Source organism: Streptomyces sp. NPDC107546, from assembly GCF_055639175.1.
The window spans coordinates 39331-59053 of sequence record NZ_JBVKBA010000008.1 but is presented as its reverse complement, the minus strand read 5'-3'; the positions used below and the strand labels follow the sequence as shown (position 1 = coordinate 59053).

The 19723-nt window shown below is 70.7% G+C and carries 16 protein-coding genes and 1 pseudogene; 5 read left to right on the top strand and 12 right to left on the bottom strand.

The window, feature by feature from the left end:
* Positions 1-241 precede the first annotated feature (241 nt).
* The 6 genes from ACZ7L1_RS13995 to ACZ7L1_RS13970 form a co-directional block, all read right to left on the bottom strand.
* Positions 242-1078 carry a slipin family protein gene (locus tag ACZ7L1_RS13995; protein WP_471437391.1) on the bottom strand — a complete coding sequence of 279 codons (837 nt, stop codon included), beginning with the start codon at positions 1076-1078 and terminating at the stop codon, positions 242-244.
* A gap of 170 nt (positions 1079-1248) precedes the next feature.
* The gene (locus ACZ7L1_RS13990; protein ID WP_471437033.1) at positions 1249-2154 is read right to left on the bottom strand and encodes a S1 family peptidase; all 906 of its coding nucleotides are present in this window, start codon (positions 2152-2154) and stop codon (positions 1249-1251) included.
* 227 nt (positions 2155-2381) lie between these two features.
* Positions 2382-3164, bottom strand: a complete 783-nt coding sequence (locus tag ACZ7L1_RS13985; protein WP_471437031.1) for a DUF1684 domain-containing protein — start codon at positions 3162-3164, stop codon at positions 2382-2384.
* The gene (locus ACZ7L1_RS13980) at positions 3161-3724 is read right to left on the bottom strand and encodes an LLM class flavin-dependent oxidoreductase (protein WP_471437030.1); all 564 of its coding nucleotides are present in this window, start codon (positions 3722-3724) and stop codon (positions 3161-3163) included. Before ACZ7L1_RS13980 ends, ACZ7L1_RS13985 begins: the two co-directional genes overlap by 4 nt.
* Before the next feature lie 33 nt (positions 3725-3757).
* Positions 3758-5515, bottom strand: a complete 1758-nt coding sequence (locus ACZ7L1_RS13975; protein WP_471437028.1) for an FAD/NAD(P)-binding protein — start codon at positions 5513-5515, stop codon at positions 3758-3760.
* Positions 5512-6360 (bottom strand): amino acid ABC transporter permease, encoded by an 849-nt coding sequence (locus ACZ7L1_RS13970; protein ID WP_471437027.1) that lies wholly within the window; start codon positions 6358-6360, stop codon positions 5512-5514. Before ACZ7L1_RS13970 ends, ACZ7L1_RS13975 begins: the two co-directional genes overlap by 4 nt.
* 495 nt (positions 6361-6855) lie before the next feature.
* Here ACZ7L1_RS13970 and ACZ7L1_RS13965 point away from each other — a divergent pair, with 495 nt between their 5' ends.
* Positions 6856-7812 (top strand): ABC transporter substrate-binding protein, encoded by a 957-nt coding sequence (locus ACZ7L1_RS13965; protein WP_471437025.1) that lies wholly within the window; start codon positions 6856-6858, stop codon positions 7810-7812.
* Here the strand turns inward: ACZ7L1_RS13965 and ACZ7L1_RS13960 are convergent.
* Positions 7772-9058, bottom strand: coding sequence for a nitrate- and nitrite sensing domain-containing protein (locus ACZ7L1_RS13960; protein WP_471437023.1), 1287 nt, complete (start codon positions 9056-9058; stop codon positions 7772-7774). The genes ACZ7L1_RS13965 and ACZ7L1_RS13960 overlap by 41 nt on opposite strands.
* Positions 9059-9187: 129 nt before the next feature.
* A pseudogene (locus ACZ7L1_RS13955) lies at positions 9188-9901 on the bottom strand (hypothetical protein).
* Positions 9902-10253: 352 nt separating this feature from the next.
* Between ACZ7L1_RS13955 and ACZ7L1_RS13950 the strand changes: the two are divergent.
* Positions 10254-10691 carry a cell division protein SepF gene (locus ACZ7L1_RS13950; RefSeq protein WP_471437021.1) on the top strand — a complete coding sequence of 146 codons (438 nt, stop codon included), beginning with the start codon at positions 10254-10256 and terminating at the stop codon, positions 10689-10691.
* A gap of 42 nt (positions 10692-10733) precedes the next feature.
* Here the strand turns inward: ACZ7L1_RS13950 and ACZ7L1_RS13945 are convergent, their stop codons facing one another.
* Together ACZ7L1_RS13945 and ACZ7L1_RS13940 are read right to left on the bottom strand one after the other, a co-directional pair.
* A complete protein-coding gene (locus ACZ7L1_RS13945) occupies positions 10734-11924 on the bottom strand; it encodes an acyl-CoA dehydrogenase family protein (protein ID WP_471437019.1) in 1191 nt (396 codons plus the stop codon).
* A 141-nt stretch (positions 11925-12065) separates the two neighbouring features.
* Positions 12066-13667 (bottom strand): MFS transporter, encoded by a 1602-nt coding sequence (locus tag ACZ7L1_RS13940; protein ID WP_471437017.1) that lies wholly within the window; start codon positions 13665-13667, stop codon positions 12066-12068.
* Positions 13668-13923: 256 nt separating this feature from the next.
* On the opposite strand from ACZ7L1_RS13940, the gene ACZ7L1_RS13935 reads away from it, so the two are divergent.
* On the top strand, positions 13924-15096 hold the full coding sequence (locus tag ACZ7L1_RS13935; RefSeq protein ID WP_471437016.1) for a glycosyltransferase family 39 protein: 1173 nt from the start codon (positions 13924-13926) through the stop codon (positions 15094-15096).
* 238 nt (positions 15097-15334) lie between these two features.
* The gene (locus ACZ7L1_RS13930) at positions 15335-16351 is read left to right on the top strand and encodes a phosphatase PAP2 family protein (protein ID WP_471437015.1); all 1017 of its coding nucleotides are present in this window, start codon (positions 15335-15337) and stop codon (positions 16349-16351) included.
* Positions 16352-16454: 103 nt separating this feature from the next.
* Here ACZ7L1_RS13930 and ACZ7L1_RS13925 read toward each other — a convergent pair whose 3' ends face one another.
* The gene (locus tag ACZ7L1_RS13925; RefSeq protein WP_103840735.1) at positions 16455-16670 is read right to left on the bottom strand and encodes an I78 family peptidase inhibitor; all 216 of its coding nucleotides are present in this window, start codon (positions 16668-16670) and stop codon (positions 16455-16457) included.
* Between the two features lie 433 nt (positions 16671-17103).
* Here ACZ7L1_RS13925 and ctaD point away from each other — a divergent pair, with 433 nt between their 5' ends.
* The gene (gene ctaD, locus ACZ7L1_RS13920) at positions 17104-18795 is read left to right on the top strand and encodes an aa3-type cytochrome oxidase subunit I (protein ID WP_471437012.1); all 1692 of its coding nucleotides are present in this window, start codon (positions 17104-17106) and stop codon (positions 18793-18795) included.
* Here the strand turns inward: ctaD and ACZ7L1_RS13915 are convergent.
* The gene (locus tag ACZ7L1_RS13915; protein WP_471437010.1) at positions 18677-19714 is read right to left on the bottom strand and encodes a helix-turn-helix transcriptional regulator; all 1038 of its coding nucleotides are present in this window, start codon (positions 19712-19714) and stop codon (positions 18677-18679) included. The genes ctaD and ACZ7L1_RS13915 overlap by 119 nt on opposite strands.
* Between the last annotated feature and the right edge of the window lie 9 nt (positions 19715-19723).

The following is a 19723-nucleotide window of genomic DNA, read 5'->3' as shown; positions in this document are numbered from 1 at the left end:
CATAGCTCTCGAACGTTCGTTCCCATCTCCCTCGCCCCCACCATAGACCAATTTTCGAACTGTCGTACGACACCTCTTTCCCGGCGCGCCTCAGGCACAAACAGCGGCAATCCACGCATAAGAGACTCGCCCCTTCCGGCCGGGCAGGCGCGGGAGCTCCGTCGGCAGCACGGGCAGGGACATCCCTCTCCGATCCCCGTCACACAGGTCGGCAGGGTTCTCCCTACGCGGCCGCTGTGGTCTAGTCCTGTCCGGAACCCACCCCTCCAGGGTCCGGAATCAAGCCAGAAGAAGGGTGCGGCTGAGGCGGCGCCACCGGCTGCTGGGCCCGCTCCAGGAACCGCAGCAGCTCCACCGGGAAGGGCAGGACCAGCGTCGAGTTCTTCTCGGCGGCCACCGCCACCACCGTCTGCAGCAGTCGCAGTTGCAGCGCGGCGGGCGTCTCGGCCATCTGCTGTGCCGCCTCCGCCAGCTTCTTCGACGCCTGGAGTTCCGCGTCGGCGTTGATGACGCGGGCCCGCCGCTCGCGGTCGGCCTCGGCCTGCCGGGCCATGGACCGTTTCATGGTCTCCGGCAGCGACACGTCCTTGATGTCGACGCGGTCGATGGTGACGCCCCACTCCACGGCGGGGCTGTCGATCATCAGCTCCAGCCCCTGGTTGAGCTTCTCCCGGTTGGAGAGCAGGTCGTCCAGCTCGCTCTTGCCGATGATGGACCTGAGCGAGGTCTGCGCCATCTGCGAGACGGCGAACCGGTAGTCCTCGACCCGGACGATCGCGTCGGCCGGGGAGGTCACCCGGAAGTACACCACGGCGTCCACCCGGACCGTGACGTTGTCCCGGGTGATGCCCTCCTGCGCGGGCACCGGCATCGTCACGATCTGCATGTTGACCCGACGAAGCCGGTCGACGAGCGGCGCGACCAGCGTCAGCCCGGGTCCCCGCACCTCGGGCCTGAGCCGCCCGAGGCGGAACACCACTCCCCGCTCGTACTGCTTGACGACCCGGACCGCCGCCATCGCGTAGACGGCCCCGGCGGACGCGAGTGCCGCCCCCGCCGCCACCAGCTCCTCGACCATGCCGGCCCCCAGGGTCCGAAGTGGGCGCATCAGGTGCGTGCTCGGTGCCTTCGACGGTAGACCCGGGATGCCACAAGGGCGAGCCCCCGCACGCGGGTTGCGTGCGGGGGCTCGCCTGCTGCTGGATGCAGGTCAGCCGTGCGGGTGTGCCGGCGTGGAGGTCCTCGGCGTCAGTAGACGTGGACGCCGTAGGCGCTCAGGGCCTCGGTGACCGGCTGGAAGAAGGTCGTGCCGCCGGAGGTGCAGTCGCCGCTGCCACCGGAGGTCAGACCGTAGGCGACGCCGCTGTTGGAGTAGAGCGGGCCGCCGGAGTCGCCGGGCTCGGCGCACACCGTGGTCTGGATGAGGCCGTAGACGATGTCACCGTTGCCGTAGTTGACCGTCGCGTTGAGCGCGGTGACGCGGCCGCTGTGAATGCCGGTGGTCGAGCCGCGGCGGTAGACGGTGGTGCCCACGGAGGGCGTGGCCGCGCTCGTGATGTCGACGCTGCCCACGGTGCCGGACTTGGACACCGAGCTGTTGGTGTAGCGCACGATGCCGTAGTCGTTGCCGGGGAAGCTGGAGCCGGCCGTGGTGCCGAGCGTGGTCGAGTGCGACGAGTTCGACCACCAGGTGCCCGCGCCGTCGGTGCAGTGACCGGCGGTCAGGAAGTAGTAGTTCCCGCTGTTGTCCTGCACGTTGAAGCCGAGCGAGCAGCGCCAGCTACTCGCATAGATGGCGTCGCCGCCGGAGATCAGCTTGTTGAACCTGCCCGGGGTGTGCTTGATCGTGAGGGCACCGGCGTTGCCGCCGGCCTCCTGCTTGATCTTCGCGATCTCGGCGTTCGAGACCGTGCTGTCGACGGTGACGACGACGCGGTTCGTCTTCGGGTCGACGGCCCAGGCGGTGCCCGGGACATCGGCCTTGAGCACCGAGTCGCTCGCCTTGGTGAGTTGGTTCGCGCTGAAGGTCGGTGCGTTGCTCGCGTTCGCGCTGGGGACCGTGAACGCGGCCGCGGCCAGGAGTCCGGTGGCCACGGCGATCAGCCGGGTCCGTCTCGCGAGGCCGCTCGTGGGGTTGGTGCGCTTGAACCTCACTTGTCGTTCCCCTCCAAGGGAAGTCGGGGGCCCACGTGGGGGATGGGGCCCGTGAGTCGCAGCCGGGGGCCGGTCATCCGGATTCCGAACACGCCGTGCCCCTGACAAGCGCTGTGGGGGAGTATTCGGCCGCCTGACCGAAGGACGCAAGGGCGCCTTTCGGCCGTGCAGTCTTTAACTTCTCTAGGGTCCACAGGGATTGACAGCAGCCCGGTGGCGCCTTGTGTCTACAGCAGCGTGCGCTCCCCCGCCTCGATCGCGACGCCCAGCGTGTTGCCCGGGGGCGGGAAGGGGCAGATGAAGTGGTCCGCGAAGGCGCAGGGCGGCAACAGCGCGCGGTTGAAGTCCACGGTCGTGCGCCCCTCGGCGTCGGGCGCGGGCGGCCGCAGGAACCGGAAGCGGAAACTGCTGTCCCCGCTGGTGGCGTCGGCGAACACGGCCCACAGCGAGCCATCGCCCTCGACCGACACCTGGAGGGTCAGGTCCTGTCCGTCGAGAGTGAAGGCGAGCACTCCCCCGAGGCCGAGCCCGCGGTGACGTCCGTCGGCGTTCTCGACGCGTACGGTGCGGCTCTCCCCGTACGGGGTGAAGTGCCCCTCGACGGACCAGCGCGGATCGTGGGGCGTGGCGTCGATTCCCCGGAAGTCCCGGCGTGCCGGGGCGGCCGGGTCGTAGTCGCGCACGCCCCACACGCCCTCGCGGGCGAGGACGACCAGGCGGCGCTCGCCGGCCGCGACACGGGCCGCGCTCACCGGCCCGGCGTCGGCGTCCAGGCGGACCTCACCGGTGAAGGACCGCCCGTCGACCGTCAGTCCGTCGGCCTCGTCGGCCGTCAGCGCCACCGCGTCACCGTCGTCCGTCCACCGCCCGGGAATGTCCGGAATTTGACCGTCCGGATAATCCTCCAGCCAGTAGGTACCGGTCAACGCGAGCGGCCCGTACGGCTCCGACACCTGCGCGATGCGGTGCTCGTGCCACTGCTTCCACTCGTCGGATGCGTCCGTCGTCATGTGGTCAACCCTTCCATATGGGACACGTGCGCCCGGGGTGCGGGCGCAGCGTGGTGGGATGCGGTACGAGGAAGAACCCATCGGCGGCGCCCGATCGGAGGAACACGTTGCTCGGGGGAACGTCGCACGGAGCGCGGCGTCATGACGTTCCCCCTGTCACGACGTACCGGTGGGCGGGCCGCGGCAGGCCCAGGTGCTCCCAGCCGGGTGTCTGCCTCGGTCGCCGACGGGTCGGGGTACCAACCCGCCCGGCCGCCGCTGACCCGGTCCAGGGTCGCGAGGGCCGCCCGGACACGGGACGGCTCCGTGGACGTGCTGGGCACCAGGCCGATACGGCGGGTTGCGGGCGCGGCGCGGTGCAGCACGGCGAGCGCATCGGGGCCAGGAGCCCCGGAACACTGGGGGCCGGGCCAGGAGGAGTGGTCGCCGAGCGTGACGAAGTCGAGCGCACCGCGCTCCGCGAGCCGTACCGCCTCGACATGGCGGTCGACATCACGGGCCTCCCGCTGGTCGACGGCGGCGGCCAGGTGCAACAGCCCCCGACCGTGCGATGGGGTCATCTCGAGTGAAACCTTTCTGTGGATGATGGGGTGTCACAGCGCCGTGGACGGGTCGCGCAGGACGGTGAGTGCCGCCCGTGCCGCCGCGTCGTTCTGCCGGAACGCGGGCCCGCCCGTGCGGGGCCGGGTGAACGCGCCGGAACCCCGGGCGTCGGTGTGCGGGCCGAGCGCGAAGCGCCGGGGATGCGGGCGGCCGGAGCGGTCCAGGACGCGCCCGTCGGCGGCGTCCACGGCGAGCAGTCCCTCGGCGGTGGCGGCCGCGCCGTCCGCGTGCAACTCCCGCAGCAGCCGGTCGCGGGTGCGCTCGACCGTGGGGTGCGGCAGCCGCGCCTCGACCAGCGCGCGGGCCTCGACGAACGTGCCGGGCACGGTGCCGCTCGACGCCCGGAAGACGCCGTCCTCGGCGGTGACGGTCATGTCGGCGCCGAGGAACTTCAGCACCCCCGCGCGTGACAGCGCGAGCATCTGCCGCAGTCGTGTCCCGGGCGGACCGGAGGCCAGGTAGCTGAAGAAGCCGTGCCACCAGGGTCCGATGTCGCCGAGCCGCACCAACTGCCCGTAGACGGAGAGCAGCCCGAGGAAGACCGCCAGGTCCGGACTGTGGGCGGGGTCGTGGCGCCGGGCCAGGTCGGCCTCGATGTAACGGCGCAGACCGTCCTGGACGTCGTCGAAGGAGGCGTGGCGCACTCCGTCCAGCGGACGGTCGAGGGCGCTCAGGTCGAGCCGGTCGGCGGGGTCGGGGACGGCGGCGGCCACCAGCGCGGGCAGCGAGGCCGAGTCCGACACCGCGTACTTCTCCTCGAAGTCCCTCCAGGCGACCGCGGTGCGCTCGGGATGGGCGGTGAACAGCCGGTGGTAGTGGGCGAAGCCGAGCTCCTTCTCGACCGACGGCCACACATCGCGCCGGAAGTCGAAGCCCTCGGGGCGCGCGAGCAGCGCGTCGACCTCGGCGGGCCCGAAGAACCGGGGCAGCGGCGGCCTCTCCCCCGTCCAGTCGTAGCCGATCTTGGAGTGATAGGGCACGCCGCGCCGGGAGCCGACGTACAGGACCGGTTCGCGTCCCGAAGGCACGTAGGCGTCCCCCTCGTACCGTCCGCCGCGCCCCTCGGTGAGCAGCACCATGAGGTCGACGAAGGCGAGCCCGAACCCGCGCACGAGGACCGGCTCGCCGGCCTTCAGCGGTGACAGGTCGCTGTCGGCCGTGAAGTCGGGTGGCAGATGGACGAGGCCGTGCGTGCGGGCGTACGACGCCAACGCGCGCTGCTCGTCGTCGAGTTCGGCGTCCAGGTGGCCGAGCGTGAGGACCACGAGATCGGCGGTCAGCGGCTCGGCCCGCCCCTCCAGCCAGACCCGCTGCCGGCCGTCGCGCGGGCCGTCGACCCGGACGGCGAGGCGGGGGTGGTGATGGACGCGGACACCGGGCGGCAGGGCGGCGACCGTCTGCTCGTAGACCCAGCGCAGGTACGCGCCCTGCCGCTGCCGGTCGGCGAACAGACGCCCGCCGACGCCCGCCCATTCGTGCAGGGTGGGGCCCTCGCGCACCGGGCCCGCCATGGTCACCGTCTCGTCGGTGAACATGGTGACGTCCTCGGCGTGCGAGTTCATCCACAGCAGCGGCGACTGGGCCTGGCGCCAGATGCGTCCGCCGCCGGGCGGATACGGGTCCACCAAGTGCACGTCCAGCTCGGAACCGGCGTAGAGGGCGGGCGCGTTGGCGGCGATACGCTCCAGGAAACCGGTCCCCCGCGGCCCGGCCCCCACGATCACCAGCGAAGGTCGGTCACCGCTCATCGTGTGCGCTCCGCACCGCGCGCGTAGCGCTTCTCCACGTAGTACTGGCCGACGCTGAGCACCGAGGTGACGATGACGTACCAGAGCGTGGCCACCATCAGCAGCGGGATGACCTGGTAGGTGCGGTGGTAGATGAGCTGCGCCGAGTAGAGCAGGTCCTGGACGGCGATGACGCTGACGATGGACGTGCCCTTGAGGGTGCCGATCAGCATGTTCGCGGCCGGCGGCACGATGGACCGCATCGCCTGCGGCAGCACGATCCGCCACCAGCGCTGCCACCGGCTCAGACCGAGCGCCTGCGCGGCCTCGATCTGGCCCCGGTCGACGGAGAGGATGCCGCCGCGCACCACCTCCGCGGCGTACGCGGCCTCGTGCAGGGTCAGGCCGACGACGGCGACGGTGACCGGGCCGAACAGGTTCACGGTCTTCACGCCGAGGATGTGCGGGTACAGGGCGCCGATGTTGAACCAGAACAGCAGCTGCACCAGGATCGGCACCGAGCGGAAGAGCCAGACGTAACCCCAACTGACGCTCCTCAGCACCGGGTTGGCGGACAGCCGGGCCGCGGCGAGCAGGGTGCCCAGGGCGAAGCCGAGGCCCATGACGACCGCGGTCAGCCAGAGGGTCAGCCACAGGCCGCGCAGGACGGCGGTGGAGGTGAAGTAGGCGCCGACGACGTCCCACTGGAACGCCTCGTTGCGCACGATGGAGGTCAGGGCGAAACCGAGCAGGACCAGGACCACGAGGGCCGCGGCCCACTGACCGGGGTGGCGTCGCGGGACGAGACGCGGGGGTGCGGCTTCTTCGGCAGCCGCGGCCGGTGTGGCGAGGGTCTCGGAGGACATGCGAAGGCTCCGTGATACGTCGAGTCGAACACGGGTGGGTGCCTTCACACAGGCGCTGTACGGCCGAGCCCCTCAGCAGGACCGTGCCCTGAGCGTACGTGGCCGTTTCCCCGCACTGTCAAGGCCGTCCACACTGTGAGTCATGCGTCTCAAGTCGGTTGACGGGGAAACGGATGCCTGTTCCACTTGGCACATGCGCCCACAGCAGCGGCTGGTCACCCGCTCCCACATCGACTTCGGTCGTGTGTGGTCCTGTTCCTGTTGAGCTGACGCCCTGCACGTCCTCACGCTCTGCACGTCCTGACGCTCTGCACGTCCTGACGCTCTGCACGTCCTGACGCTCTGCACGTCCTGACGCTCTGCACGCCCTGTACGTCCTGATCGGCAGGGCCTCTTCCGCGTTCGCCCACGCGCTTTCCACGCCTTCACACGCGCCCTCCCCTCTTCGCGTTCCCTCGCGCGCTGTCACTTCCGCTCTCAGGAGACCGCTGACCCATGCGTACGTTGACACGTACAAACACGAGGCTTTTCACCCTCTTCGCCCTTGCTGTCTCGGCAGCTCTGTCGCTCACCGCGTGCGGTTCCGGCGACGCGTCCGGATCGGGGGGTACCGATGCCCGGGCCGTGGCCAGGGCCGGGAAGATCCCGGCCACGGACGTCGTGTCGGCCGTCAAGGCGTACGAGCCCGCCGCCAAGCTGCTGCCGGCGGGCGTGCACGACCTCACCGTGGGGGTCGCCGTCTCCGGCCAGTTGCCGGGCACCAGTTATCTGGACGACGGCAAGACGCTCGTCGGGCAGGACATCGACTTCTCGAACGCCGTCGCCAAGGCGCTCGGGATCAGGCTGAAGCTCGAACCGGCGAGCTTCGAGGCGATCCTGCCGGCGCTCGGCAGCGGCAAGTACGACTTCGGTGCGAGCAACTTCGGTGTCACCGACGAGCGGCGCAAGACGATCGACTTCGTCACCTACATCAACGACGGTCAGGGCTTCGCCGCCCGCAAGGACAGCGACCTCACGAAGATCGCCGACCTGAAGCAGCTGTGCGGGCTGAACGTGGCGACCGGCGCCGGCACGACCTTCGAGGCGACGCTGGAGAGGAACAAGCACGTCTGCACGGACGCGGGCAAAAAGGCCTACGGCGTGCAGACGTACAGCGAGTCGGGCGCGCTGTGGTCGTCCCTGCAGCAGGGCCGCAGCGATGTGGTCATGTCGACGATCAACGGCCTGCGGTACGCGGTCGCTCAGCAACCGGGTCTGAAGTTCCTGAACGAGTACCACCGCCTCGACGTCGGCTTCGCCTTCAAGAAGGGCACGCAGCTGGCAGCGGCCTTCCAGGCCGCGGTGAACCATCTGATCGCCGACGGAACGTACGAGAAGATCCTGAAGAAGTGGGGGACGACGGACTCGGCGATCAGCACGTCGCAGATCTCGCCTCCGGAGCTGAAGAACTGACGGGTTCCGCCGCGTCGCCAAGGGGCGCGTGGCGCAGCGGTACCTGCTCGGTGGCGAGGTCGAAGGCGACACGCTGCACGCGGTCGAACGCCTCGGCGACGTGGAGCACCTCGGCCCCGGCCCGGCCGGGCACCGCGAGCGGTGCGGGTGGGCCGGGGTGCTCGAGCCAACTGCCGTGCCTCCCGGCGGCGACGGCGCGCGGCAGCTGTGTGGCGGCCACCTCCAGTGCCTGCTGAGCCAGGACGGCGAGCGGAGTCGAGACGGATCGGACGCAGTCGAGGGCGAGGTGGCCGAGCGTGGCGACGGTACCGAACGCGAACAGCACGAACAACAGCAGATCGCGCTGGGCGGCGCTCTGGAGTGCGGCGGCGCGTTCCTCCACGTCCTTGCCGAGCGACATCTGCACCGCGCGCAGTCCGTCGTCGGTGGAGGTCATGGACTCCCACCAGCCCATCGGGGGAACGGCGGCCGTGGCGAGGCGGCCGTCCGCGTGCACGGCGACGCTCTCGTAGGCGAGGGCGCGTTCGGCCTCGGGGGTGCCGAGCGCGGCGTCCAGGCGCCGTCGCTGGGCCGCGGTGGCCGAGCGCGGAAAGCTCTCCAGGGCGGCGAGCCTGGCCGCGCGGAGCTGCAGGAAGCGGTTGTAGTCGTCGCCGCGGAACCGTCCGGTGCGCACCGAGCCCAGGACGATGGCGCGCTCCTCGTCGGCGGACTCCTTGGCCTCGCCGAGGATGTCGAGCGCCCGGCAGGCGGCCCGGAGCCGGACGTCGTACACGTCGTCGAGGCCGAGCTCGAGCCAGTCGAGGACGGTGATGCCGGTGCTGAAGGAGGCGAAGGTCTCCTGGAAGGTGCCGGTGCCGTCGTCGGCGTGCCGGCGGATCGCTGTGAGCCCTTCGAGCCGTCCCAGGGACGCGCGCACAGAGGCGGCGGCAGCATCGTCACGGCCCCGCAGCTCTCGTTCCAGCCGGGCGCGGGCGATGTCGGTGGCTCTGCGCTGCGCGGGCAGCTTGGCGCCGAACTGCCGTACGCCGCTGACGTATCCGGTGGTCAGCCCGCGTTCCTTCTGCAGCTCGTGGACGAGCCCTTGGAGGGCGATCTCGAGCCGGGCGTGGTCGGCGGTGGCGGCCGCGTCGCGGTGTTCGGAGATCTGCTGGGCGGCGGCCGCGCCGAGCAGGGCGAGCAGGACGGCGAGGGCGAGGACGAGAAACCTCAGCAGCCTGGCGCGGGTGGTGGGGGGTGTGACGTCCACTGATGGAGTGCCTTAAGTGCCTTATATGGAGGACGAATGGTCGGAGGGGCAGAAAATCGTTCTGCCCCGGCCAACGATCTCCATGGCGCACTGGTCACCGGATCATGTGCTTGTTTTGAGTGACGGACTTCAGCAGTCGCAGCCGCAGTCACATCCGTCGCCGCAGGAACAGCAGTTGTCGCAGCACTTACAGCAGTCGCCGCGATCGCCGCAGTCGCAGTCGCCCTCGCAGTCGTATTTGTTGCACCACCCCTCGCGCCTCTTCCGCGACCACGGTCCTTCGAACTCGTCGGCGCAGCACACCTGGTAGGTGCAGCACAGCCCCACGGCGACCGCGCAGCCGGCCAGGAAGCCCCGCTTGCCGGGCTTCGAGAGATCCTCCGTGGTGTGCGGACCGTCCTGCCGCGGTGGCCCGAAGGCGCCCCGGGGGCCGTGCCCGCAGGACTGGGCGCCGAAGGCCCGGTCCACCGAGCGCCGCAGCTCGTGGACGAGCAGGACGTGCGCGAGCCGCCCGAAGAGCCGGCCGGCCTCGGCGAGCGGTGCGGCGTTGCCGGGGCGCCCGGCGAGGACCGCGGTGTACGCGAAGGCGGCCGCGGTGGCGGTCTCGGTCGCTTCGGTGACGGCCAGGAGGGGGGACCGGCCGTGCCCCCTCCCCCCGCGCGACGGACACGGTGCACATCCCGCGCAGCGGGCAGGGACCGGCGGTGCGCCGCGGCCGGCGGTCCGCTCTGCCTGAGCCTGCGTCAGAACGGAGATCGGCAGGCCGTCGCAGTCGGTAACGATGTGCGCGAGCTGTCCGTGGTCCCGGCGCAGCGCGAGGCACAGCCCGCACAAGTGCGCCATCCACTGGGCCTCAGGCCCTCGCTGAGCCCGTGGCGACAGGGCCGGACCATTCCGAACACGACACTCCCCCGTGGCTCGTACGATGGTTGGCTGCGGCAGATTATCCGCCGCCTCGTTCACCCGTACGCACCCACCGTCACCCGGACGCCGCGACAAATCGTATTTCACTCATAGTCAGCAGGCGTCTGAGCCCGAACTCTTGGGGCACACGGCCTCTCGACGGATCCGCTGTGCACCAGTACCGTCACGAAACCCCCGCGCGGCGTCTATCCCCTTGGCGCCACATCCGCATCATGGACGACCATGGGGTTGCGGAAGGCATGAAAAAAGACCGCTGTGAGAGGAGGCGTCCATGGGATCGGTGCGCAAGGCGAGTGCCTGGCTCGGCCTCGTCGACGACAACGATGACGAGCGTTACTACGACGACGACTACGCCGAGGACCAGGAGCACGGCGACGCCTGGGTGACCGACCCGCGCGTCAAGGTCGCCTCCGACACGGCGGAGGAGAAGGGCCGCCGGATCGGCACGGTCACCCCGGACAGCTTCCGGGACGCCCGGGCCATCGGCGAGCTGTTCCGGGACGGGGTCCCGGTCATCATGAACCTCACCAACATGGAGTCCGGCGACGCCAAGCGGGTGGTCGACTTCGCGGCCGGGCTGATCTTCGGCCTGCGCGGCTCGATCGACCGTGTCTCCAGCCGGGTGTTCCTGCTGACCCCGGCGAACACGGAGATCGTCAGTGGCGACACCGCGAGCCGGCAGGGCGACGGCTTCTTCAACCAGAGCTGAGGCAGGGCCGCTCACCGGCCCTGCCCGCTCCCGGGCTCCGGGTCAGCGGAAGGCGTCGAGTCCGGTGAGCGCCTTGCCCAGCACGAGCTGGTGCATTTCGACGGTGCCCTCGTAGGTGAGCACCGACTCCAGATTGGTGGCGTGCCGCATCACGGGGTACTCGAGGGAGATCCCGTTGGCGCCGAGGATCGTGCGCGCGGTGCGGCAGATCTCGATGGCCTCGCGGACGTTGTTGAGCTTGCCGAAGCTGACCTGTTCGGGACGCAGCCGTCCCGCGTCCATGCGCCGCCCCAGATGGTGGGCGAGCAGAATCCCCTTGTGCAGTTCGACCGCCATGTCGGCGAGCTTGGCCTGGGTGAGCTGGAACCCCCCGATGGGCCTGCCGAACTGTTCCCTGCTCTTCGCGTACTCCACTGCGGCCTCCAGGCACGACCGGGCGGCCCCCATGGCACCCCACACGATCCCGTAGCGGGCGTGGGAGAGACAGCTGAGCGGTCCCTTGAGTCCGGCGACACCGGGGAGTACGGCGTCGGCGGGCAGCCGTACGTCGTCCAGTACCAGCTCGCTGGTGACGGAGGCGCGCAGGGACCACTTGTGCTTGATCTCCGGGGCGGAGAAGCCCGGGCTGTCGGTGGGGACGACGAACCCTCGAATGCCGTCGTCGGTGCGCGCCCAGACGACGGCGACACCGGCGACGGAGCCGTTGGTGATCCACATCTTGCGGCCGCTCAGGATCCAGTCGGTGCCGTCGCGCTTGGCGTACGTCCGCATCGAGGCGGGGTCGGAGCCGTGGTCGGGTTCGGTGAGCCCGAAGCAGCCGATGACCTCCCCGGCGGCCATGCGCGGCAGCCACCGCTGCTTCTGCTCCTCGCTGCCGTAGCGGTGGATGGCGTACATGGCGAGGGAGCCCTGCACGGAGACCAGGGACCGGATGCCGGAGTCCGCGGCCTCGAGTTCCAGGCAGGCGAGCCCGTACTGCACGGCGCTGGCTCCGGCGCAGCCGTAGCCGCTGAGGGACATACCGAGGGCGCCGATGCCGCCCAGCTCACGGGCGAGCTCGCGGATGCCGGGCAGCTCCCCCTTCTCGTACCACTCGGCGACGTGGGGCAGCACGCGGTCCGCCGCCCAGGTCCGTACGGTGTCGCGGATGGCGCGGTCCTCGGCGTCCAGCAGGTCGTCGATCCCCAGCGGGTCGGCCGGGTCGAAGGGCGGCAACGTCGAGGACGCGGTCATGGGTGCAGCCTCCGTGACACTGAAAACTAACAGCGCTAGCCAGGGTTGGACGGGGCCGACGCTACGGCGCGGTGCGCTCCACGTCCAGTACCGGGCCGGGCCCACCCGGCAACTCGCCACCCGGGGTGGGCAGGGCCCCGGCTACGCCGAGACGCGTGTGTCGGCGGCCTCGCGCGATGTCGGCACCCCCGCCGGAGACGCCTCACAGTGCATCACCCGCGGCAGCCTCACCGCCATCACGGCCCCCAGCAGCAACAGCCCCGCACTCACCAGCAGCGTCACATGCAGACCGTGCACGAAGGAGTCCCGCGCGGCGTGGCGCAGTGCGGCGCCCCGCGCCCCGCCCAGCCGGTCCGCCACTTCGTACGCCTCCCCCAGCGAGTGCCCCGCCGCCCGTGACGCCCCCGCCGGGACTCCTGGCACCGAGGACAGCCCGGGCGCGTACGCCGCGTTCATCACGCTGCCCAGCAGCGCGATGCCGATGCCCGCGCCCAGCTGGTAGGACGTCTCGCCGATCGCCGCCGCGCCACCGGACTGCTCCTGCGGCGCCTCGCTCAGCATCGACTCGTACGCCGCGAACAGCGTGGTCTCCAGCCCGAAGCCCAGCAGCACGAAACCGGACAGCAGCAGTGCCGGGTCGTCCTCCCCGCCCATCGCCGTCAGCAGGAGCACCGCCGCGGCGGTGAGGCAGAAGCCGACGGCGACCATCCGGCGCGGGCCGAACCGGTGCAGCAGGTGGGAGCCCACCAGGCCCGCCGCCATCGCCGCGAACGTCAGCGGCAGCAGCCTGAGGCCCGTCTGCAGCGGCGACAGACGCAGCACCAGTTGCAGGTACTGCGCCGCGATCAGCTCCAGACCGACCAGCGCGAGCATCGCCAGCACGATGCACCCCACCGATGTGCTGAACGCCGGACGCGCGAACATCCCGAGGTCCACCAGGGGGTGTGCGCGGCGTCGCTGCCGCCGTACGAAACCCACCAGCAGGACCGCGCCCACCAGCAGCGGCAGCAGTGTGGCCGGGCCGAACGGCGCCTCACCGCCGCCGAGCCGCTTCACTGCGAGCACCAGCCCGAAGAGACCGCCCGCCGCCATGAGCGCACCGACCACGTCCCACGGGCCGTCCCGCTCCCCCCTCGACTCGGGCAGCAGCAGCCGTCCGACCGGCAGACTGACCAGCATCAGCGGGATGTTGATCAGGAAGACCGACCCCCACCAGAAGTGCTCGAGCAGGAAGCCGCCGAGCAGCGGACCGACCGCCGCGCCCACGGCGGCCACCGCGCTCCAGATGCCGATCGCCAGCGCCCGCTCGCGCCGGTCGGGGAACACCTGGCGCAGGATGGACAGCGTCGCCGGCATGATCATCGCGCCGCCCACGCCGAGCAGCGCCCGTGCCGTGATCAGCACCTGGGCGTCCTGGGCGAGGGCGGCGACACCGGAGGCGACTCCGAAGAGTCCGTAGCCGAGCAGCAGGACGCGTCTGCGGCCGATCCGGTCGCCCAGCGTGCCGAACAGGATCAGCAGCGAGGCACAGACGAGCGGATAGGTGTCGACGATCCAGAGCAGTTCTATCGCGCCGGGCTTGAGGTCCTCGGTGACGGCGGGCATCGCCACGTGCAGCACGGTCGCGTCGAGGGCGACGAGCAGCAGGCTCACACAGAGGACGACGAGCACGACCCAGCGGTTGGCACCCGCCCCGGCCGTCCTACGGCGCAGCCGAGCGGCGGCCGTGGTCGTCCCGGACATGTACGTACCTCCCAGATGGTCCCTCGCTTCGGCGGATCCACGGGGTGGGGCGTCCCCGCGGTAGCGGCCGGGAGGAGCGGTACTCCCGGCCCACGCAACAAAGCGAGTGAATGGTCAGCGTACGCGAGTTCCCCCGACCGTCGAGTGGCAGACCTCTCACGTTCCCCCGGGGGAGGGTGTGGTATGCGCCACGCCTCCCCCGTCCACCACGTGCGGATGCCCGCTCCGGTTCCGTACGGCGCCGATAATCGAGCGCGTGACCGATCTTGCAATGCGCCCGGTGCCGCCCCCCACCGGCACCGTGCGCCGGGCCGCCCCCGCCCTCGCGGGGTACGCCGCCGTGCGCGCCCTGGGGCTGGTCGTGCTCGCCGTGTGGAGCGCGGCGCGCGGCACGAGCCCGCACACGCTGCTGAGCGCCCGTTGGGACTCGCTGTGGTACACCCGGATCGCCGCGCTCGGTTACGGCTACGAGGTCCGTCTGCCGAACGGCGACGTGCACTCGAACCTCGCGTTCTTCCCGCTGCTGCCCTGGCTGGAGCGGCTCGGCGCGGCACTCACCCCGTTGTCGTACGCCGACGCGGGCCTGGCCGTCTCGACGCTCGCCTCGCTCGCCGCGGCCTGGGGGATCTTCGCCGTCGCGGACCATGTGTACGGGCGCCGCGTCGGGGTCTGCGCGGTGCTGGTGTGGGCGGTGCTGCCGGTCGGGATCGTGCAGTCGACGGCCTACAGCGAGTCCCTGTTCACGGCGCTCGCCGCCTGGGCGCTGTACGCGGTGCTGACGGACCGCTGGGTGAGTGCGGGCGTGCTCGCGTCGCTGGCGGGCCTGACCCGTCCGGTCGGTGCGGCCGTGGTGGCGGCCGTGTGGGTGGCGACGATCCGCTCGTACGTACGCGACCGGGGCGTGTCGGCGGTGAACGGGCGGCCCGACGGCCCCTTCCGCCGGGCGCTGGGGATGCTCCTCGCCCCGGTCGGCGCCGCCGGGTACGTCCTGTGGGTCGGTCATCGCACCGGCCGGGGCCCGCTCGGCTATCTCGACGTCCAGGCGGGCTGGCGCAACGGCTTCGACGCCGGCTACGCCTTCGCGCGCTTCGCCGCCGCCAAGTTCACGTCCCCGGCCTCGGTGCCGGCGGGCGTGGGCCTGGTGGCCGGGGTCGCGTTGATCGTCTGGTTGTACGTGGTGTGCGTACGGCAGGGCCAGCCGCTGCCGTTGCTCGTGTACACGGGCGTGGTCACGGCGCTCGGGCTCGGCGCGGCAAGCTACTTCGGCTCGAAACCGCGCCTCCTGATGCCCGCCTTCCCCCTGCTGCTGCCCCTCGCGCGTGCTCTCGCCCGGGGACGGACATCGACGTCGGCGTCGGTGCTCAGCGGTGTCGCGGTGGCATCGGCCGTCTACGGAGCGTTGTGGCTGAACACCTCCGGTCCCCTGTGATCCACTCCGCGACGGCGGTGATCGGCCGGGGAATTGAGCCCCAGCATTCGGTGAACGAATAGATAAGGGCCATAAACGCGGACCCCCGAGGATCAATGGAATTGAAGGTCACTCCTCGCAGCTCATTGCGGAATCCGTTGAAATAAACGCTCTGTTGAGAGGAATCCCACATCACATCGTCATCACAACCCCAGTGATTCGGGCGGGTTCACAGCTCACCCGCTGTAACGTCGATTGAGTGCGTACCGAACGAAAGCTGAGCCCTTGGGAGCGGGTCTTCGCCCGGTTGGACCGTGAGCCGAGCCGACCGGCCCACATTGACGTGCCCAGGATGAGCCGGCACCGAGTGGTTCTCTTCTCGGCAACTCTGGCCTTCTACTTGGCGATCGTGTGGGCTGTCGTCGTCTCCTCCTGGCTGGTCCGGCTCGACTGGCAGGTCATGTTCTTCCGGCCGTACCAGCAGTGGCCGCAGATCCACGCGTTCCTCGACTACTACGTGGTGCTCGGCCAGCGCGGCCCCACCGCGGTGATGGTCGCGGCCTGGCTCGGCTGGCGCTCCTGGCGGCAGCACACCCTGCGCCCGCTGCTCACCCTGGCCGCGGCGCTGCTGCTGCTCAACATCACGGTCGGTGCCGCCAAGTACGGCATGGGCCGTCTCGGACCGCACTACGCGACCATGATCGGGTCGAACGAGATGTGGCGCGGCGGCGATATATTCCCCTCCGGTCACACCGCGAACGCCGTGGTGACCTGGGGCATCCTCGCCTATCTGGCCTCCACGCCGCGAGCCAGACGCTGGCTGTCCGCGCTCTCCGCGGTGACCTCCCTGGGGGTCGGCATGACCACCGTCTACCTCGGTACGCACTGGCTGAGCGACGTCCTCCTCGGCTGGGCCGCGGGCCTGCTGATCCTGCTGGCGCTGCCCTGCTTCGAGTCGCCGATCGCCACCGCCGAGGTCCACATCCTGGCGCTGAGGGACCGCCTGCGCAGCCGCCGTGCCGCCCCGGTGCCCGCCCCGGCTCCGGTCGGCGCCCCATCGCTGGTGGTCACCCCGCGCGCCGCCGAGGAGCCGGCGCCCGCGTGGGAGCCGGTGACCGCCGGCCGCGGGTCGCGCTCACCGGCGTACCTGGCCCCGGGACCGCACATGACCCGGGCGGAACGCACCCCGGTCACCCCGGTGGGCAGCCGCCGCCCGCCGCACTCGGACCGCGCCTCCCGCGGCACCGCCCCGGCCCGGCCCCTGGCGGGCGGCTGAGCGACATACAGCGCGGGGACCGGTACGCACACCCGCCTCCCCGCAGGGCTAAGGCCCCGGCTCGCAGGAGCCGGGGCCTTCGTCATGGGTGCGTGCGGTTCGGTCAGCCCTTCCAGGAGCGCTTGACCCTGCCGCCCTCGACCTCGAAGTTGATCCGTCCGAAGAGGTACTCCATGGTGATGATCGAACCCGGCGGCAGTGAGCGGACCGTGCGCCAGCCGCGCTCGCGGGCCAGCCGCTCGGCCTGCCCGGCCTCCAGGCCGACGTAACGCTCCGGGGAGTCCTCGGGTTCGGCGTCAGGTGTGGGATGGGGTGCCATGCCGCCACCGTAGGCCGCGGGCTCCCGAGGCGGAAGCCCGGAACGCCACACGGGACCCTGATACCCCTCCGATCACACTTCTGTCACAGGACCACGACACCCGTTTCGCCCCAACGGCGTCACACGTACGGGCGGTTCCGGTCGCGCCGCGCACACCGCCGAACGCAATTCGGGGCTAGCTTGACCACGGTCGGAAGGGGTTCGGAATAACCCTGCGGAAAGCCAGGTACGCAGTTCACCACGGCTCTTTCCATTCCGATTCCGGGAGAGTCCGCGCCGGCTGACTCCGCATAAGAAACACACGGCTTCAGCACAGAATCCCCGTATGTCTGCGGTCGGAGCCGTCGGCGGCGCGCGCAGCATGACGTGAGCCCGCGGAAGTGCCGAGCCGCGGGCGTCGGCAGGCCCAGGGCGCGACGAGCGAGAGGCAAGCATGGGCACGGACACGGCGCGGGCGATCGCGGGGCCCGTACCGAGGAGGCGGGCCGGGCGGCTGGTCGTCGACTGGCTGACGACCACCGACCACAAGAAGATCGGCCACCTCTATCTGGTCACGTCGTTCGGCTTCTTCCTGATCGGCGGCGTCATGGCGCTGCTGATGCGCGCGGAACTGGCCCGGCCCGGTCTGCAGATCATGAGCAACACCCAGTACAACCAGCTTTTCACCCTGCACGGCACGATCATGCTGCTGCTGTTCGCGACCCCGAGCTTCGCGGGCTTCGCGAACGAGATCATGCCACTGCAGATCGGCGCCCCCGATGTGGCGTTCCCGCGGCTGAACATGCTGTCGTACTGGCTGTTCCTGTTCGGCGGGCTGATCGTGCTGGGGTCGCTGCTGACGCCGGACGGCGCCGCCGACTTCGGCTGGTTCGCCTACGCCCCGCTCAACAGCCACCAGCACACACCGGGCATCGGCGCCGACCTGTGGATCCTGGGACTCGCGCTGGCCGGCTTCGGCACGATCCTCGGCGCGGTGAACTTCCTGACGACGATCGTCGGGATGCGCGCGCCGGGGATGACGATGTTCCGGATGCCGATCTTCACCTGGAACACGCTGTTCACGTCGATCCTCGTCCTGATGGCGTTCCCGGTGCTGGCCGCGGCCCTGCTGGTCCTGGAGGCGGACCGGCGGTTCGGCTCGCAGGTGTTCGAGTCCGCGAACGGCGGCGCCATCCTGTGGCAGCACCTGTTCTGGTTCTTCGGCCATCCCGAGGTCTACATCATCGCGCTGCCGTTCTTCGGGATCATCACGGAGATCATCCCGGTCTTCAGCCGCAAGCCGATCTTCGGCTATCTGACGCTGGTGGGCGCCACCATGGCGATCACCGGCCTGTCGATCGTCGTCTGGGCGCACCACATGTTCGCCACGCAGGCGGTGCTGCTGCCGTACTTCTCGTTCATGTCCTTCATGATCGCGGTGCCGACGGGGGTGAAGTTCTTCAACTGGAGCGGCACGATGCTCCGGGGCTCGCTGTCGTTCGACACGCCGATGCTGTGGGCGACCGGCTTTCTGGTGTCGTTCCTGTTCGGCGGGCTGACCGGGGTGATCCTGGCGTCGCCGCCGCTGGACTTCCACGTCACCGACTCGTACTTCGTGGTCGCCCACTTCCACTACGTGGTCTTCGGCACCGTCGTCTTCGCGACCTTCGGCGGCTTCTACTTCTGGTGGCCCAAGTTCACCGGCAGGATGCTCGACGAACGGCTCGGCAAGATCCACTTCTGGACCCTGTTCATCGGCTTCCACACCACGTTCCTGGTGCAGCACTGGCTGGGCGCGGAGGGGATGCCGCGCCGGTACGCCGACTATCTGGCCGCCGACGGGTTCACCGCGCTCAACACCGTCTCGACGCTCGGCGCGCTCCTGCTCGGCCTGTCGACGCTGCCGTTCCTCTACAACGTGTGGCGCACCGCCCAGTACGCGCCGAAGGTGGAGTCCGACGACCCGTGGGGCTTCGGCCGCTCCCTGGAGTGGGCGACCTCGTGCCCGCCGCCGCGGCACAACTTCGTCACGCTGCCCCGGATCCGCTCGGAGTCCCCGGCGTTCGACCTGCACCATCCGCTGTACGCCGGTCAGGCCCCCCAGCCCGAGCCAGAGCGGCATCAAGCCGGTCACGAACCGTCCTGATGGTCTCGGTGAGCTCGGCGGGCTCCAGGATCTCGAAGGGGAAGCCGGTCATCATCACATGAACCACCATCGCCTCGAGGCTCGGGGCCCCGGTGCGCAGCAGACAGCTCCCGTCGCTCTCCGCCTCCAGGGTCCCGGCCGACGGGGAGATGCGCTCGGCCGCCTCGTGCAGCGGCACCAGCAGCCGTAGAACGGCCTGCGCGGCGTACGCGCGCGTGGAGACGCCCCGCGACACGTACGCGGCCAGGTCGTCGGCAGGCGGTGTGCGCGGGGTGAAGCGGGGGCCGTGCGGCGGCCTGGGGGTGACGCGGTCGACGCGGAAGGTGCGCCAGCCGTCGCGGTCGAGGTCCCAGGCGACCAGGTACCAGCGGCGCTCGGTGCACACCAGGCGGTGCGGCTCGACCGTACGGCGGGTGGCGGCGCCGTCGTGATCGCGGTACTCGAAGCGCAGCCGTTCCGCGTCCCGGCACAGGTGGGCCAGCTCCGTGAGGACGCCCGGGTCGACGGGGGACGGCGCGGGCCCGCGCAGCATCGGCACGGTGAAGGCGTTGAGGGCGCCGACGCGGTGGCGCAGTCGGTCGGGGAGCACCTGCTCCAGCTTGGCGAGGGCGCGGACGGAGCTCTCGCCGATGCCCTCGATGCCCTGTCCGGCGGCCGTGCGCAGCCCCACGGCCACGGCGACGGCCTCGTCGTCGTCCAGCAGCAGCGGCGGCAGCTCGGCCCCGGCGCCGAGCTGGTAGCCGCCGCCGGTCCCGGGGCTGGCGTTGACGGGATAGCCGATCTCGCGCAGCCGTTCCACGTCACGGCGGACGGTGCGGGGGCTGACTCCCAGCCGCTGCGCGAGGTCGGCCCCGGACCATTCGCGGTGGGCCTGGAGCAGGGACAGCAGGCGCAGCAGTCGGGCCGAGGTGTCCAGCATGGGCCCGAG